Annotated in this window: 15 protein-coding genes; 11 read left to right on the top strand and 4 right to left on the bottom strand. The window is 45.7% G+C overall.

From position 1 onward, the window contains the following. Positions 1-31: 31 nt before the first annotated feature. The 3 genes from NSS87_RS24525 to NSS87_RS24515 form a co-directional block, all read right to left on the bottom strand. Positions 32-952 (bottom strand): aldo/keto reductase, encoded by a 921-nt coding sequence (locus NSS87_RS24525; protein WP_339243279.1) that lies wholly within the window; start codon positions 950-952, stop codon positions 32-34. A gap of 218 nt (positions 953-1,170) precedes the next feature. Beyond that, positions 1,171-2,361: an enoyl-ACP reductase FabV gene (fabV, locus tag NSS87_RS24520; protein ID WP_076284851.1), complete on the bottom strand. Its 1,191-nt coding sequence runs from the start codon at positions 2,359-2,361 to the stop codon at positions 1,171-1,173. 264 nt (positions 2,362-2,625) lie between these two features. Next, a complete protein-coding gene (locus NSS87_RS24515) occupies positions 2,626-3,561 on the bottom strand; it encodes an aldo/keto reductase (RefSeq protein WP_076284850.1) in 936 nt (311 codons plus the stop codon). A gap of 184 nt (positions 3,562-3,745) precedes the next feature. Here NSS87_RS24515 and NSS87_RS24510 point away from each other — a divergent pair, with 184 nt between their 5' ends. The 11 genes from NSS87_RS24510 to yajC all read left to right on the top strand — a co-directional run bounded on the left by NSS87_RS24510 (position 3,746) and on the right by yajC (position 15,974). Then, positions 3,746-4,720 (top strand): ornithine cyclodeaminase family protein, encoded by a 975-nt coding sequence (locus NSS87_RS24510; protein WP_339243278.1) that lies wholly within the window; start codon positions 3,746-3,748, stop codon positions 4,718-4,720. A gap of 11 nt (positions 4,721-4,731) precedes the next feature. Continuing rightward, the gene (locus tag NSS87_RS24505) at positions 4,732-5,895 is read left to right on the top strand and encodes a membrane dipeptidase (protein ID WP_339243277.1); all 1,164 of its coding nucleotides are present in this window, start codon (positions 4,732-4,734) and stop codon (positions 5,893-5,895) included. An 11-nt stretch (positions 5,896-5,906) separates the two neighbouring features. Further along, entirely contained in the window at positions 5,907-8,033 is a 2,127-nt protein-coding gene (locus NSS87_RS24500; protein ID WP_339243276.1) for a CocE/NonD family hydrolase, read from the top strand. Between the two features lie 116 nt (positions 8,034-8,149). Next, a complete protein-coding gene (locus tag NSS87_RS24495) occupies positions 8,150-8,869 on the top strand; it encodes a BofC C-terminal domain-containing protein (protein WP_339243275.1) in 720 nt (239 codons plus the stop codon). A 254-nt stretch (positions 8,870-9,123) separates the two neighbouring features. Next, the gene (gene ruvC, locus NSS87_RS24490; protein ID WP_036677679.1) at positions 9,124-9,627 is read left to right on the top strand and encodes a crossover junction endodeoxyribonuclease RuvC; all 504 of its coding nucleotides are present in this window, start codon (positions 9,124-9,126) and stop codon (positions 9,625-9,627) included. Continuing rightward, the gene (ruvA, locus tag NSS87_RS24485; protein ID WP_042191130.1) at positions 9,624-10,241 is read left to right on the top strand and encodes a Holliday junction branch migration protein RuvA; all 618 of its coding nucleotides are present in this window, start codon (positions 9,624-9,626) and stop codon (positions 10,239-10,241) included. The genes ruvC and ruvA overlap by 4 nt, the downstream gene beginning before the upstream one ends. 36 nt (positions 10,242-10,277) lie before the next feature. Beyond that, entirely contained in the window at positions 10,278-11,285 is a 1,008-nt protein-coding gene (gene ruvB / locus NSS87_RS24480; protein WP_042191128.1) for a Holliday junction branch migration DNA helicase RuvB, read from the top strand. A gap of 32 nt (positions 11,286-11,317) precedes the next feature. After that, positions 11,318-13,420, top strand: a complete 2,103-nt coding sequence (locus tag NSS87_RS24475; RefSeq protein ID WP_339243274.1) for a SpoIID/LytB domain-containing protein — start codon at positions 11,318-11,320, stop codon at positions 13,418-13,420. A gap of 9 nt (positions 13,421-13,429) precedes the next feature. After that, entirely contained in the window at positions 13,430-14,458 is a 1,029-nt protein-coding gene (gene queA, locus NSS87_RS24470) for a tRNA preQ1(34) S-adenosylmethionine ribosyltransferase-isomerase QueA (RefSeq protein ID WP_042191125.1), read from the top strand. 21 nt (positions 14,459-14,479) lie between these two features. After that, positions 14,480-15,616 (top strand): tRNA guanosine(34) transglycosylase Tgt, encoded by a 1,137-nt coding sequence (gene tgt, locus NSS87_RS24465; protein WP_042130504.1) that lies wholly within the window; start codon positions 14,480-14,482, stop codon positions 15,614-15,616. 49 nt (positions 15,617-15,665) lie between these two features. Next, positions 15,666-15,974 (top strand): preprotein translocase subunit YajC, encoded by a 309-nt coding sequence (yajC, locus tag NSS87_RS24460; RefSeq protein ID WP_042191123.1) that lies wholly within the window; start codon positions 15,666-15,668, stop codon positions 15,972-15,974. A gap of 94 nt (positions 15,975-16,068) precedes the next feature. Here yajC and NSS87_RS24455 read toward each other — a convergent pair whose 3' ends face one another. Then, positions 16,069-16,908: a phosphatase PAP2 family protein gene (locus tag NSS87_RS24455; protein WP_339243273.1), complete on the bottom strand. Its 840-nt coding sequence runs from the start codon at positions 16,906-16,908 to the stop codon at positions 16,069-16,071. Positions 16,909-16,927: the final 19 nt, after the last annotated feature.

Here is a 16,927-nt window from a genome sequence, read left to right as displayed (position 1 = left end):
CGATATTAGCGTACTTCGTGGCTTTTGATATTTATGGAAGGATATTACCCGCAGCGCGGTAAATTTCATACCATTCTGGTCTGGTGAGTGTAATATCGGATGCTTTGGCAATATCCCGCAATCGCTGCGTATTGGTTGTACCTACAACAGGCTGCATATTTGCCGGATGTCTGAGAATCCAGGCAATGGCAATAGCAGTATTGGTAACCTCTTTTTCAGCTGCTAAGCGGTTAATGACCTCGTTCAATTCAGGGAACTTGTCGTTGTCCAAGAATACACCTTCAAAAAAGCCATATTGGAAAGGCGACCATGGCTGAATGGTCATGTCGTGTAGACGGCTGTATTCTAAGATCCCGCCATCATGAACAACCGAACCGGAGTTGGTCATATTCACATTGAAGCCGGTATCAATCATACCCGTAAACATAATGCTCAATTGCAGCTGGTTGAACAGCAGCGGTTGCTTTACATTTTTCTTAAGTAGCTCGATTTGTAACGGGTTCTGGTTGCTGACACCAAAATGCTTGACCAATCCCTTACTCTCCAGAATGTCAAAAGCCTCAGCCACTTCTTCCGGCTCGAACAGCGTGTCAGGACGGTGAAGCAAGAGCACATCGATATAATCGGTCTTCAAGCGTTTTAGGCTACCCTCCACGGATTGTAGGATATGCTCTTTGGAAAAATCAAAATAGCCCTTGCGGATTCCGCATTTGGTTTGGATCAGCATTTTATCACGCATACCAGGATTGTTCTGAAGTACCCCTGCGAATACCTCTTCAGCTTTGCCGTCCGCATAAATGTCGGCATGATCAAAGAAGTCTATTCCGAGCTCCAACGCACTATGTACATGTGTATCAGCCTCTTTTGCAGACAAATCCGCAATCCGCATACAGCCCAGCGAAATTTGGGATACGTCAAGTACACAATTCGCTACACTAATTTTCTTAACCATGAGTGATTCACTCCTTAGAATGTAAGTTAGAACTTGCAGTATTCTATCAAACCATATCACAAAGTGGGAGGCTAAGCCAATATGCCCTACGACGTATAGGTAGGTTGTAAGCAAAGTGCAAAAAAAGAGGCCGCCACATCAGTAGACTTCACTACTTTTGCAGACAACCTCTTTGTTTATACATCCAGAATTAGCATATGGATGTATTCAGAATCATATTAATACATATTCGGAATGTCGACATTAGGATCAATATCTGCTTCATAGTCTACGCCATCTGTTCTAAAGCCAAACAGATTGAAGAAATCTTGGCGGTAGCCTTCAAGATCAGCCAGCTCACCTGCATTATCAGTTGTCAGCTCGTCCCAACGTTTCATAACCTCTGTCTGGACATCCTCACGCATTTCCCAGTCGTCAATGCGGATCAAGCAGCTTCCGTCAGCAGTAGCCTTGCCTTCACCGTATAGGTGCTCAGAGAACAAGCGATACATTTGTTCAATACAGTTCTCGTGCAGGCCTTTTTCCTTCATCACTTCATAAAGTGCAGAGATATAAAGGGGTACTACAGGAATAGCTGAGCTGGACTGAGTTACGAGCGCCTTATTAACGGATACAAAGGCACGTCCGCCTTTTGATGAAAGAAGGTCATTCATTTGGATCGCAGTCTGTTCCAGATCGTGCTTGGCTTGGCCAATTGTTCCGTCCCGATAGATAGGGTGAGTGATTTCAGGCCCGATGTAGGAGTAAGCAACGGTAGTAGCACCATCTGCAAGGACATCAGCTGCTTGAAGCTGATCGATCCACATTCTCCAGTCTTCGCCGCCCATTACAGCGATGGTCTGACGTACTTCCTCTTCATTAGCAGGCTCAATGGTGGTCATGGATACTTCGCCTGTATGGAAGTTCAAGGTTTTATTCGAATAAGCTGTTCCCACTGGTTTAATAACGGAGGAGAAGGTTTCTCCTGTTACCGGATGGGTACGACGAGGTGAAGCGACACTATAAATAACTAAATCGATGGTGCCATATTCAGCTTTAATCAATGCAATGGTCTTCTCTTTAATCGCATCAGAGAAGGCATCGCCAACTATGCTGTGTGATTTAAGTCCAAGCTCTGCTGCTTGTTGTTCAAAGGCAGCGGAGTTGTACCAGCCTGCAGATGCGGTGCGCTGACCTTCCGCAGCCTTATCGAAGAACACACCAATGGTATTGGCGCCAGCACCAAAAGCAGCTGAAATTCTAGAAGCCAGTCCGTATCCGGTAGAGGCACCGATGACAAGTACATTCGCAGGTCCCTCAATTTTCTTTTGCGCTTTTACATATTCAATTTGTTGTTCTATTTGTTTGGCGCATCCCTCTGGATGGGCTGTTGTGCATATAAATCCGCGTGTTTTAGGTTGAATAATCATCAAGGAATTCCCCTTTGTATAAAAATTTAAGTCTACTGATACACAGAGAAAGTATAGCAAACAATATTTACTAATACAAAGAATTTAGGATATTCGATAAGAATCCGCTGCCCTGTATTTTTGTTTGTTGGCTAGCTGCGCTATCGAGTCTTGATCATTTATTAAGGCTTGCGGACTCCAGTGACGCTATTCCTTTGAAAAGGGGCTGCCCCAGTAGCCATTTCATGACTTCAAGGACAACCCCTTTTACATTATAAGGCGCTATTACGCCTTAAAGATTGAATCAATCGCTTTGATCTCATCTGGTGTCAGCTGAACTTTCAGAGTCTGGAGATTCGATACGATCTGTTCCGGACGTTTAGCTCCGGGAATAAGTGCGTCGATGGAAGGTACGGTCAAATACCAGGCTAGCACCACATGTGCGACTTCAACACCTTTGGCATCGGCAATTTGGCGAACCTTGTCCACCTTCTCCAGGTTTTTGGCAAAGGTCGCTCCTTGAAACATTGGGTTGTTCTTTCTATTGTCGCTGAACGTATCGCCTTGCTTATACTTGCCGCCAAGAAGGCCGGACGCGAGTGGGAAGTAAGGAACGAAAGAAATGCCAAGCTCCTGCGTGTAAGGGAGCAGTTCTTTTTCTGCATCACGGTGCAGCAGGTTGTAATGGGATTGGAGAACATCCACATGCCCGTCCTTATTGGCTTCTCTCAGCTGTTCAATGGAGAAGTTGGAGACCCCAATCGCTTTGATCTTTCCTTCATCCTTCAGCTTCTTAAGCTCGCCAACAGCTTCATCCTTAGGAGTGCTTTCATCAGGGAAATGAATATAGTAAAGATCGATATAATCGGTCTGGAGGCGTTTCAAGCTGTCTTCCACAGACTGTCTTAGAAAAGCTGGAGAGTTGTCGATCGTAACCTTATCGCCAGTAATCTTGTGAGCGCCCTTAGTAGCAATAACCACATTGTCACGGCCGCCTCTTTCTCTCAGCACTTCTCCAATAAGTTCCTCGGATCTACCTGGACCATAGATAAAGGCGGTATCAATGAAATTGATCCCATGGTCAAGAGCGTTGCGAACGATGTCTTTACCAGTCTCATCATTTAAGCCGGGAAATAAATTATGCCCACCAACAGCATTGGCACCCAGTCCGAGAGGGAGTACCTGCAAATTTGTTCTACCTAAAGTTATTTTACTAGACATAATCAATCATCAGCTCCTTAAAATAGAATATGAACTATATTAAGTATAGCTAATAGCCCGTGGTAAGACAAATTGCTGATTTCCAGCTTTATACATGAATATTTAAAGCGTATAAGTTATGATATAAAGAATAATTTTGCGTTCCCACATTTGTTGACACAATGAAGTAAAGGAGGTTTGTCTTATGCTAGTTATTAATCAAAATGAAGTGGCTGAGCTATTAGCAATGGAGTCTTGCATCACAGTGATGGAATCCGTTTTGAAGGACTTGTCCGCAGGACAAGCCATACAGAGCTTAAGACAAGTACTCCCGCTGCACCAAGGCAATCTGATTGGCTTAATGCCGGGCTTTTTGCAGAGTGAAGAAGTAGCAGGTGCCAAAATCATCAGTGTGTTTCCAAGCAACCATGGCTCAGGTTTACCTTCCCATCAAGGGCTTGTTACGTTATTCGATTCTTCTACCGGTGTTCTGAAAGCTGTAGTAGATGGACAGAAGATTACCGCAATTCGCACAGCAGCTGTTAGCGCAGTAGCCACTCGTTATCTGGCTAGAGAAGATGCAGAGGTACTTGCCATTCTAGGTACCGGCGAGCAAGCCAAAAGTCATCTGGAAGCGATGCTACTGGTTCGATCGATTCGTGAGGTCAGAGTTTGGAGTAGGGCACTTGCAAAGGCAAGAGATTTCCAAGCAGAAATGAGCCGTAAATATGGTGTGGATATCCTTGTGGCTGAGACTATTCAAGAGGCAGTTAATCCAGCAGATATCATTTGTACCGTAACAGCATCCACAGAGCCTGTACTCGAAGGAGAATGGCTGAAGCCTGGAGTACATATCAATGCGGTTGGAGCCTGCAGAGCAGCGGATCGTGAGCTGGATTCGGAGACCGTACGGTTAGCTAAGTTATATGTAGACCGATTGGAATCCGCGCATAATGAATCTGGGGATTATTTAATTCCGCTGAACGAAGGCGTGATTACTTCAGGTCATATTATCGGTGAAATCGGTGAACTGATCAGCGGGAATATTGAGGGCAGAGCTACAGCTGATGAGATCACTCTTTTTAAAGGACTAGGACTTGCAATAGAGGATTTAGCAGCAGCCAACTTCATTTATAATGAAGCTGTTAAATTACAAAAAGGCATTGAAATTGCATTCTAAGGAGCGACCACATGATGAGCACATATGAAGGTTTGTATGATTTCAAGTTGACGGAGCAAGACGAAGAGCGGGCCGTACATTTGCATGAGCAGAACATTAATATTGATTTGCTATTTCAAGGTCCCTTATCTCCAAACGCAATTCCAGAGTCTGTGTCTAAAAAAATAAAAGAGCTGTGTGAGCCCTATAAAGATGAGCCGATGATATATAGCAGCATGCCAGCAAAAATGATCACAAAGCTGTTGGCCAGCGGTGAGATCCCCGAGTATAAAAGTGAATGGTATAAATCGGGAATTACCGCGGGTAACCGGGAACTTCACTTAGAATCTTTAGAAAGCATGGTCACTAGCATGGCTGAAGTTCAGCTTCAGTTCGACTCCGCAGATTGGTTAGTAAAAGCATTAACCGCAGAGGACATTCGTTCAGCCAAGCGCAATGGGCATAAAGCGGGTATTATCACGGCACAAGAAACAGATGGCCTAGGTACTAATCTGGACCTATTAGATGTGTTACATAATTTTGGCTTAAGAATTTTACAATTAACTTATAACAATCAGAATCAGGTCGGTGCAGGTTGTGCAGAACAGTCGAACGCTGGGATTACGAATTATGGAAAAAGATTCATTGAGCGTTTGAACAAGCTCGGGATCATTGTAGATACGGGACATTGCGGAAAACAGACCACGCTTGATGCTTGCCAGTATTCTAAGACTCCGGTCATTGCTTCACACACGGGTGTAGAGGCTATCTATCCACATATGCGCTGTAAAAGTGATGAAGAGATTATCGCGATAGCGAAGACGGGTGGAGTTATCGGTATTTTTGCTATGCCGTGGTTTGTTCATGAAGATCCTAACCATACGACCATTGATCATGTGCTGGATCATATCGAATATGTGATTCGGCTTGTAGGCGTGGATCATGTCGGGATTGGAACGGATTGGCCGATGAGCGATGTGATCTGGTCATTGGTTTATTTTAAAGAACATATCGCACCTAAGCTAGGATTTGCCAAAGGAGACGGACCTTCTACTGAAACCGTTGCTGGGCTTGAAAAATATAGCTATTTTATCAACTTTACTAGAGGTCTAGTGGCTCGCGGTTATAAGGATGAGGATATTGCAAAGATTATGGGTGGCAACTGGCTGCGCGTGTTTGAAGAAATTTGGGGATAGGGGATAAATAGATGACAACATACTTGAACACAACTACATTTAACTTCTACTGTTCTGGCATTTATTCAGGGAAAATACATTTTACGGAACAACAAATTATGCTCGCTAAGGTTGATCCACGCAGACGAACACAAATGCAATACAATGCGCTGGATACCCAGTTCAAGACCGTTCTTCCATTTCAAAAAATCCACGAACACATGGACGCTTACGCTAAAGCAGAATGGGTCAATGATGAGGTAGTTCTAAGTAATGGTGATCTTTATCAAAAGCATATTCAGTATCAGGCTGTATTGGATGGCCGTGAGCTTACTTCACAAGTATGGGCGCTACGAAAAGAGACGGCACTGGATATTGTGACCTTGGATGGTGAGATTATTGCCTTTCTTACGCCGAATCGGTATGGCATCGAGCTGATTGTTAAAGCAGGATATGAGAAGCTGACGCCTCTGGTTGTTTATGATGATCCCCTTTTGTCCAAGCCAGAGTATGGTGTAAATGATTTGGGTACGGATCTGATTCCGATGCGTGATGGCGTGAGACTGGCTACGGATGTGTTTCTTCCTGAGGGCATTCAGCCGGGAACCAAGCTGCCGACGATTCTTGTGAGAACCTGCTATGACCGTAACGGGAAAAAAGAGATTTTTATGAGATGGGCTAACAAAGGTTATGCAGTGGTGTCACAGGACGTAAGAGGTCGGGCGGATTCGGAGGGGGAGTTGATCCCTTTTTATAATGAACGGGATGATGGCTACGATACGATCGATTGGATTATCGCGCAGGATTGGTCAGATGGCAATGTTGGAATGTGGGGCGCGTCCTATCTCGGCTTTGTGGTTGTCTCGGCGGCGACCAGTGGGCACCCTAATTTGAAGGCTGTTGTGGATGAAGTGAATGTTGGCTCACCGTTTGTAGATACAGCGCGTAAGGGTGGGACGCTTTGCTCTTGGCCACTCTTGTCTTGGACGCTTGCACAATCTGTGGGTACCCGGACGGATTTTGATATTTTTGGGGGCATTACGGTGAACCCAGAAGCGGCCGTCGATGCGAGACCGATTAAGGAGATTCCACAGCAAATGATCGGCAAAGCATCAGGACCATGGGATTTGTGGAGCCAGCATCCGGAGTATGATGATTTCTGGAGAAACTGTACCTTTACGGAACGTGGGGATCAAGTGCAGGTCCCTATGTATGTGATCTCAGGCTGGTATGATGGCGACAGCCCTGGCGTATCGGAGACTTGGAGAATGCTGACTGAACATGATGTGCCAAATCGTAAAATCCGTCTGGGTGCATGGGAGCATGGGCCAAACCGAGCCAGAGATTATGAGGGAGTAAGCTTCGGCAATGATGCAGTCGTCTATGATTATGATGTTTCTGTACTGCGCTGGTTCGACCGCTTCCTCAAAGGCATTCCGAACGGAATAGATCAGGAGCCTAGAGCCTCTTATTATGTCGTTGGTGAGAATCAGTGGAGAACGTCGGAGGATTGGACACCAGTTGAAGCTACAACTACGCCGTTTTATCTTTCCAGTGCTGGCCGTGCTAATTCAGGACAAGGAGACGGGAAGCTGCTCACAGCGCCAGAGGAACACTCTCCAGAAGATACTTATGTCTATAACCCAAATGATCCTATGAATGATAGCGGTGAGCGGGAGCCTGAAAATTTGCGGAAATATGAGCTCCGAAATGATATTCTTGTGTACACTAGTGAGGTGTTGACGGAAGAATTGACTATTGCTGGCGAATTGTCTGCTGTCATCTACGCCGCTAGCACAGGTAAGGATACGGATTGGGTAGTTACGCTTAGTGATGTGAATGAACATGGAGACTCTATCCGGTTATCTAACTATATTGTCAGAGCTAAATATCGTCATGGGTTTGATGCACCAGAACTGCTCACGCCAAGGCAAGTGGAGGAATACGATATTTTCATGCCGAATATTGCTCACAGATTTGCGGTAGGACACCGAATTCGTTTTTCGATTACCTCTTCCAGTAAATTCGTTGCTTTCCCGAATACGAATACTGGTGGTAACCCGTATGAAGATTCAGAGGCGATTACAGTGCTGCAGACTGTTTACCATAATAGTAAATATCCAAGCCATGTGAAGCTGCCGGTTATTCCTAACGCTTGAACGGTACTGCAAGGTCAACCTTGCAATTAGGATAAAATAGCGATTATTCACAGAAAAGCGCATAAATGATCCCTTCTCAGGTCACAATAGGGAAAAACCAGAATGAAGGGATTAACGTGTCGCGCATAAAAAAACAACTTTGGCAGCGATGGAGACGTTGGAAAAAGGCGCTTTGGGTAGGGGCAGCTTGTTTAGCTCTTACTGTACTGGCATGGCGCAGTATGCAGGTACCTGAGGAAATCAGTGGACTGCTGACGGATTCTAGTTGGACGGATAGTGCTGAAAGCGAGTTGGCCGCAGCTGTATTTAAAGTAGGCGTGGACAGCGGTGAGGAGAAAGAGAAGGGCACCATAAAAAACGAACAACTGTTGCAGACGATCGCTCAAAGCGGACTCAGCAGAACCGTTCATTTAAAAATATCGTATGTATCTGGGGAAGAAGTTCAGACATTGCCAGGTGTAAAGAGCCCGCTTCAGCTTAAAAAGATAATTCACGAACACCCCGCATGGAGCGGCTTCATCAGCAGTGATGGAGATTTGTGGCTGGAACAAAAAGTGAATGATCTATCGACCCTAACGAAAAAAGAAGCCTATATCGGGGTCGATGCATTTGGAAATTTGAAATTGTTTAAAGGCCCTCCGGTACAGGAAAAGGTTCTGAAGACCTTTTTTCAAATGGATATGGGTTCCTTGAAATCCTCCCTGCCGGAAAGTATTTGGAAAGAGCTTCATGAGGGCATTCGTGTACAAGATATTGAAGAGTACAACAGCGTATTGTCCACCTTCAGTGACTATGCGCGTGAGGCTGCCGAACATGTCATGCAGAATAAGCAATAGCATCCTTAAGCATATCAGCTGTCCTAAAGTCATTATTAATGGCTATAGGGCAGCTTTTTTTTGCAAATATAAGAAAGTTTGAGGTTCTCATTGTAGGCCTAAAGTTGTCATTTCGCATCAGAGGGTAAACTTTTTTTCTCCCGGAAGGGGTATTTTTGCTATAATGGTTTGAAGGAATACATATGTTCGCTTCGTAGCGGAGTAATGGATGAAAACGGTGGAATAAACTGCCTGTTATAGAGGAGAGATCGTGCTTGCGCATTTTGGGAATTGATCCAGGGCTGGCGATTGTCGGTTTTGGCTTTGTGGATAAGGAAGGTCATAAGTTGACCCCGGTCCAATATGGTTGTATCCAGACTGAGGCTCACACGCCTGAGGAAGAACGTCTGCTGCATGTCTATGAAGGCATGGGTCAGCTCATTGATAAATATAAACCTGATGCTGTAGCGATAGAGAAGTTGTTCTTCGCACGTAATGTTACCACAGCATTGCCAGTAGCACAGGCCCGCGGAGTGACGATATTAGCTGCTGTACAGCGTGGCTTACCCGTCTCGGAATATACACCTATGATGGTGAAGCAGGCTGTAGTTGGTTATGGTAAGGCAGAGAAACGGCAGGTACAGGAAATGGTGAAGCTGCTACTGAAATTATCGGCGATCCCTAAACCGGATGATGTAGCGGATGCACTCGCGGTAGCGGTATGTCATGCCCATTCGAGCAGTCTTAATTCTAAATTAAATGAGGTATTGCGAAAATGATAGATTTCTTAAGAGGACCCGTCGTTCATTTAGAGTCGGAATATGTGGTGCTGGATGTGCAGGGCGTAGGATATCGGGTGTTCTGCCCGAACCCTTATGCATTTGCTAAAGTAGAAGGACCTGTAACGATCTATATTCATTATCAAACACGTGAGGATGCGACGCTTCTGTTCGGGTTCCCGACTCGGGAGGAGCAAAAATTGTTCCGCAAGTTGATTGAGGTATCTGGGATCGGTCCGAAGGTTGCACTCGGAATACTGACAGGTGGAACTCCAGATCAGTTGATCTCGGCAATTTACCAAGAGAATATAACCTTCTTAACGAAACTGCCGGGCATTGGCAAGAAGACGGCGCAGCGGATGATCCTAGATTTGAAGGACAAGCTGGACGGACTCAGTATGGCTTCCATGCAAACGGGATTATTTGCAGTTCCAATGGAAGAAGCATCGGATGGGTTAGCTTGGCAAGAGGCTAGGGATGCCCTTAAGGGATTGGGTTATACCGAAAGTGAATTGGACCGTGTGTGGCTCGCTATGAAAAAAGAGGGCGCAGAGACAGGGACTGTAGATGTGTTGATGAAGAAAGCACTTGGGCTATTATATATTGCTAAGTAAAGCCGAACACATCCTTGAAGAAAGGGAGCGATAGGAATGGATGACCGGATTATATCCGCTAATTTGATGATGGACGAGCAAGCCGTAGAATTAAGTTTACGCCCTCGTTATCTGGGAGAATATATCGGACAGAATCAGGTAAAAGAAAACCTGAAAATATATATCGAAGCGGCCAAAATGAGAAGTGAAGCGCTGGATCATGTGCTGCTCTACGGGCCTCCAGGTCTCGGTAAAACAACACTCGCAAACATTATCGCCAATGAGCTGGGTGTGAATTTACGAACAACTTCCGGTCCTGCTATAGAGCGGCCGGGAGATTTAGCCGCCCTGCTGACGAACCTGCAGGAAGGCGACGTGCTGTTCATCGATGAAATTCACCGCTTACACCGGACGGTGGAGGAGGTTATGTATCCGGCGATGGAGGACTTCGCGCTGGACATCATGATCGGCAAAGGGCCAAGTGCCCGTTCGGTACGCTTGGATTTGCCGCCTTTCACACTTATAGGTGCTACCACCCGTGCTGGCCTGCTGTCAGCGCCACTACGTGATCGTTTCGGAGTGGTCAGCCGCTTGGAGTTCTATACCATAGATGAGCTAAGCTTCATTGTTGCTCGAAATGCAGATCTTTTAGGGATTGAGATTGTCGGAGATGCGGCGGAAGAGATAGCGCTTCGTTCCCGTGGAACGCCGCGGATTGCGAACCGACTATTGAAGCGAGTCCGTGATTTTGCTCAAGTGCGCGGCGATGGGATTATAACCCCTGAGATTTCTGGGGAAGCCCTGAAGATGCTACAAGTGGATCCACGTGGGCTGGACAGCATCGACCACAAGATGTTAAGAGCGATGATCTCAAGCTTTCGTGGCGGTCCTGTAGGACTGGATACGATTGCTGCTACAATTGGTGAGGAGAGTCAGACGATTGAGGATGTTTATGAGCCCTACCTGCTGCAGATAGGATTCTTGCAGCGGAGCCCTCGTGGAAGAATTGTAACCCCGGCCGCTTATCATCACTTAGGCCTTCCGCTCCCTCCGGAGCAGCATTGAGTCAGTAACTACATTTAAAAGGAGGATGCTGGATGAAGCATACGAAGATGAAATGGAGAAGAATAGCTCCACTAAGCAAAGGATTGCTAGCAGCTGCGATTGCTGTGGGAAGTCTCTTGATCCCTGCGGGTGCCAGTCATGCCGATTCTAATAGTACGATAAGAGTTGCCCTTTATGCCGATATTGGTAGTAAATATAAATCTACCGTGCCAGTAGTAACTATGTTATCGACACAAAGCTTCACTTTGATGTCAAACCAACCAGGGAGCACTCCTTTGTTATCGGTGCCTGCCCAGAGCAGAATTCGTGTTAGTGTGGATGGTTATAGAGTAAAGGTAATGGAGACTTCAAGCTGGAAAACAGCTGCCGATGCGGCTAAAAAGCTTCAGTCCACCTCTGATAAGCCTCAAATTTATATGATTTCTAGAAATGGAACCAATGTATATCAATTGTATACAGGTGTCTATGCCAGTGAAGCTGCTGCCAAGGATGGGCTTACCCGTGTAGTAAAGGCAGGACTCGGCATTACTGCTGATCAAACCCCTGCGGTGAAAGGGGACAAGCATTTATCGGCGGGTCGCTATTCTTCGGAACAAGAAGCTGATACTGCTCTGAGTAGTATTACAGCTGCTGGTTTTGATGCCTGGAAGGTGTTTCTCTCAGGAAGTGATGGCAGTGCTCAGTTTGAGGTATGGGTAGGCGAAGCTGCGAACGACAAAGATTTGGGTGCTGTTCAGACCGCAGTGTCTGCAGCATTGCCACAGCTTGCTATGTCTGCTGCAACTTCACCTGGGTTAATCATGCGTCTGGATGCTGGGCTGGACCTTAGCAGCGAGACACAGGCTAATCATTATATGGTTTCCGGAAATGAAGCTAAATTTTTGGCCGTTGGCAGTGAGGCTGGAATTCAGCTCGAAGAAAGATCCAAGCGTACCTACCGTGGAAATATGGAACTAAGTAATTTGAGAGGTTCCCTAGCGGTTATCAATGAAGTGCCACTGGAACAATATTTGTATGCAGTGGTTGGAGGAGAGGTTTCCTCCAGCTGGCCGGATGAAGCTCTAAAGGCTCAGGCTGTCGCGGCCCGAAGCTATGCAATGGCGCAAGGCAACCGTTTCGAAGTAGCGAATGTAGTAGATTCTACATTGAGTCAGGTATATAACGGAATCGGATCAGAGGCTCCAGTTATTATTAAGGCAGTGGATGCTACTGCCGGTGAAGTATTGATGAGCGGTGGTAAAGTTATAGAGGCTGTGTTCTCCTCGAACAGTGGCGGAGTAACCTCTGATCCATCAGAGGTATGGGGCAATGGTGGAGATGCATTTGCCAGCGTTCCCAGCAAAGAGGATGTCGCAGCTACCGCGACCGCTAAGAAGTGGTATTATTTACTGCTCGCTAATGGCACCTCTGGATACGCACGTGAGGATAACATTAAATTGACAGGAAATAAAACTGCAGCGGGACTGGATATAGCGACAGCCACCACTAAAGATGTCAATGTACGCCCGCTTCCTGCTGTTGAAAGTAGTGTAAGTGCGGTAGGTAAGCTGAATCCAGGCGAGAATGCTGTTGTTCTAGACAAAGTCTATGAGTCCGGTAGTTATAGCTGGATCAAAGGGCCATACACCTCTGCCGACCTTCTAAAAAGCTTGCAGGGTAAAACAACTAGCGCGCTTCCTTCTAGCATCCTTAATCTGCAGGTCACTCAGCGCGGCCCTTCTGGAAGAGCGATTCAGGTGAAAGCAAATGGTCAGGCACTGGATGTGAAATATCCTGATATGTTCCGTTCTGCGTTCAATGGATTGCCAAGTACATTGTTTGATATTGTACCAGCCGGAAGTTATACTGTATTAGGCGCTGACGGTGCTACCAGCACGATTGGAAGTTCACAGAGCGCAGGTGTACTCTCTGCATCAGGTAAGGTTAATGTGAACGGTAGTGGAACTGTAGTGATGGGTGGGGATTCCTCAGCCAGAGCGATTACTAACAGTTCGGGCTTTCTGTTCATTGGCCAAGGATACGGTCATGGTCTAGGCATGTCGCAATGGGGCGTGAAAGGCATGGCTGACAGCGGGTATGATTACAAGCAGATATTGCAACACTATTATCAGAACGTTACTATAGTTAAGGAATGAAGACAGACCATGAATGTAGACGCATATGATTTTCATTTACCGGAAGAATTAATTGCCCAGACACCACTCTCTGACCGTAGCTCTTCTAGACTGCTCTTAGTAAATAAGGAGGATGGGGAGCTGGCTCACCGGCATTTTACCGATATTATTAATTATTTTCAACCGGGAGATACGCTTGTTCTGAATGATACGAGAGTCATTCCTGCCAGATTGTTTGGGGCTAAAGAAGATACGGGGGCTAAAGCTGAAGTGCTTCTCCTTAAGAATCTGGGAGACGATCGTTGGGAAGCTCTTGTAAAGCCAGGTAAAAAACTCAAGACAGGAGCGGTTATCATCTTTAGTGATGAGCTTCGTGCTGTTATTGAGGACGAGGCTGATATGGGTGGACGAACGCTTCGGTTCATTTATCAGGGTATTTTTCAGGAGATTCTGGACAGGCTGGGAACAATGCCACTGCCTCCTTATATTAAGGAAACACTCGATGATCGGGAACGATATCAGACCGTTTATGCTAAGCATGAGGGATCAGCTGCTGCTCCTACAGCAGGGCTTCATTTTACCAAAGAACTGTTGGATCAGATTGAAGCCAAGGGTGTGAATATTGCTTATATTACACTTCATGTAGGTCTCGGAACGTTCCGTCCGATGTCTGTTGAGAAGGTTGAAGAGCATGTTATGCATTCAGAGTATTTTGTAATGTCTCAAGAAACAGCAGATACTATAAATGCTACTAAGGAACAAGGTGGTCGCATTATAGCGGTAGGGACAACTTCTTGTCGGACACTTGAAACAGTCGGAAGACAATGCGAAGGCGGTCCACTAGTGGAATGTAGTGGCTGGACGGATATTTTCATCTATCCGGGCTATAAGTTTAGTGTAGTTAATGCGTTAATTACTAATTTTCATTTGCCGAAGTCTACTTTGGTGATGTTGGTTAGTGCTTTGGCAGGTCGGGAACATATTCTAGCTGCTTATGAAGAAGCGATAGAGCAGAAATACCGGTTTTTTAGCTTTGGAGATGCAATGTTTATTTACTAAGGTAAGAGGATGGGTTAACTTATGGCAGCAATTACTTATGAGCACATCAAAACGTGCAAACAATCCGGAGCAAGACTTGGAAGAGTCCATACTCCACATGGTGTGATTGAGACACCTGCATTTATGCCAGTCGGCACACAAGCTACAGTCAAGACAATGAGTCCTGAAGAACTGAAAGAGATGGATGCTCATATTATTTTGAGCAATACGTACCATTTGTTCCTGAGACCGGGCCATGATATTGTTCGTGAAGCAGGCGGACTGCACAAGTTCATGAACTGGGACCGTCCCATTCTAACGGATAGCGGCGGATTTCAAGTATTCTCGCTTAGTGACATGCGCAAGATTACCGAAGAAGGCGTTCATTTCCGTTCCCATCTAAATGGGGATAAGAAGTTCTTGTCTCCTGAAGTAGCTATGGAAGTTCAGAACGCACTTGGCTCTGATATCATGATGGCATTCGATGAGTGTCCTCCATTCCCAGCGGAATATGACTACGTGAAAAAATCATTGGAGCGTACAACACGCTGGGCAGAACGTTGCCTGAAAAGTCATGCTCGCCCGAATGATCAAGGGCTGTTCGCTATCGTTCAAGGAGGTATGTATGAGGATCTTCGCCGTCAGAGCGCGGCAGATTTGACTTCCATGGATTTCCCGGGGTATGCTATTGGAGGGCTCAGCGTCGGAGAGTCCAAGCAGCTAATGTATGAAGTGCTGGATTATACAGTTCCCCTGCTGCCACAAGGCAAACCTCGCTATTTGATGGGCGTTGGTTCACCGGATGCGCTGTTGGAAGGTTCAATCCGGGGAGTGGACATGTTCGACTGTGTTCTGCCTACCCGTATTGCTCGTAATGGAACAACGATGACCAGTCAGGGAAGACTCGTTGTACGCAACGCAAAGTATGCCCGCGATTTTGGGCCGCTTGATCCGGAGTGCAACTGCTATACATGCCGGAATTATTCCCGCGCTTATTTGCGCCATCTAATCAAAGCCGATGAAACCTTCGGACTTAGATTGACGACATACCATAACTTGCACTTCCTGTTGGATTTGATGCGTAAAGTGCGCGAAGCCATCAAGGAAGATCGGCTGCTTGATTTTCGCGATGAGTTTTTTGCTAAATACGGATTATATGATAATCTTAAAGGCTTCTAAAGCTTCGTTGAGGTCCATGTTTTAATGTGCTTTGAAAGGGGGGAGAAATATGTTTCAATATGCAGCAGCAACAGGCGGAGGTAGTATACTGGGTCTTGTAGGTCCATTCGTACTTATGTTTGTAGTATTCTACTTCTTGCTGATTCGTCCGCAACAGAAGAAGACCAAAACACGTAATGCAATGTTGAAGTCTCTGAAAAAGGGCGATAAAATCGTTACTATTGGTGGTCTTCACGGTACGATCATGGAGATTTCCGATGATATCGTGGTTCTACGGGTCAATGATGTAACTAAACTGACCTTTGATCGCGGTTCCATTAGTCACTCCGTTGCCACGGACGTGGAGGAGAAAGTATAGTTTCGTTATTTAAAAGTACATAAAAAGCGGTGTCTTCTCATTAAGAGAATGACACCGCTTTTTTGATGTTCATCTTTCATCGTGATCTATGGGTTTAACGCATATCCGTTATTCGGCTGCGAACGGTGAGCGATTCTTCACGTCCCCGTAAGGTTAATTTGGCAAGCTGTACACCAACTGTTGAAGCTAGGACTGCTAGCAGAGTGCCGCCTATCATATCTGTAAGCCAATGAATGCCCAGATAGAATATACCAAAGACGATTACGACTGCGGAAATACTCGTAATGACCATCCACCGGCGGTTTCCTGAACGGAATGCCAGTAATGCCATCGTAACGGAAATGGACGTATGTAGACTCGGGAAGCAGTTGTTGAGACCGGATAGAGGGCGGTACTCTTCTTCAAACTTCGGAAATACATCCAGCATAGTAAATCTAACGCCTGCAGGTACATAGGACCATACCTCATTTACAGGGAAGTATAGGTAGAATGGAATTGCTACAGCATAGTTAATGATAATAGCATAGCAGGTAGCGTACAGCATCACACGGTTCTTATCTAACAGATAGACACCTAGAGAAGCTGCTAGTACAGATTGAAGCATAAAAATGTAGAAGAAAACTATGATAGGCGTTAGCCATGGACTATAGAATATATCCTGAACAGCTTGGACAAAATGCCCCTCTAGCCCAAATATAAATGATGTATAGTCTGAGGTAAGATGCATTTTTTCTTCAATTTGTAGTTCGTATTTATTCAAGACCAGTACACCAAACATGCCTACCATCAGTAGCAAAAACTTGTAGGATCGCAGCATCTCTTTTCCGATTTCAACTAATGCCATGATTGGATTTCGACGAGCGCCAATCCATACTAATATCACTACTAATGCAACTGTGTACAAAACAATATGATTCATTGATTGGTAAAACAAAGCATTCGAAGCCTCCTTG

Origin of the sequence: Paenibacillus sp. FSL F4-0243, from assembly GCF_037963295.1 — a bacterium.
In the GTDB taxonomy this organism is placed as follows: Bacteria; Bacillota; Bacilli; order Paenibacillales; family Paenibacillaceae; genus Paenibacillus_AQ.
The sequence above is the reverse complement of the archived record's forward strand: the minus strand, read 5'-3'. Positions and strand labels throughout refer to the sequence as shown.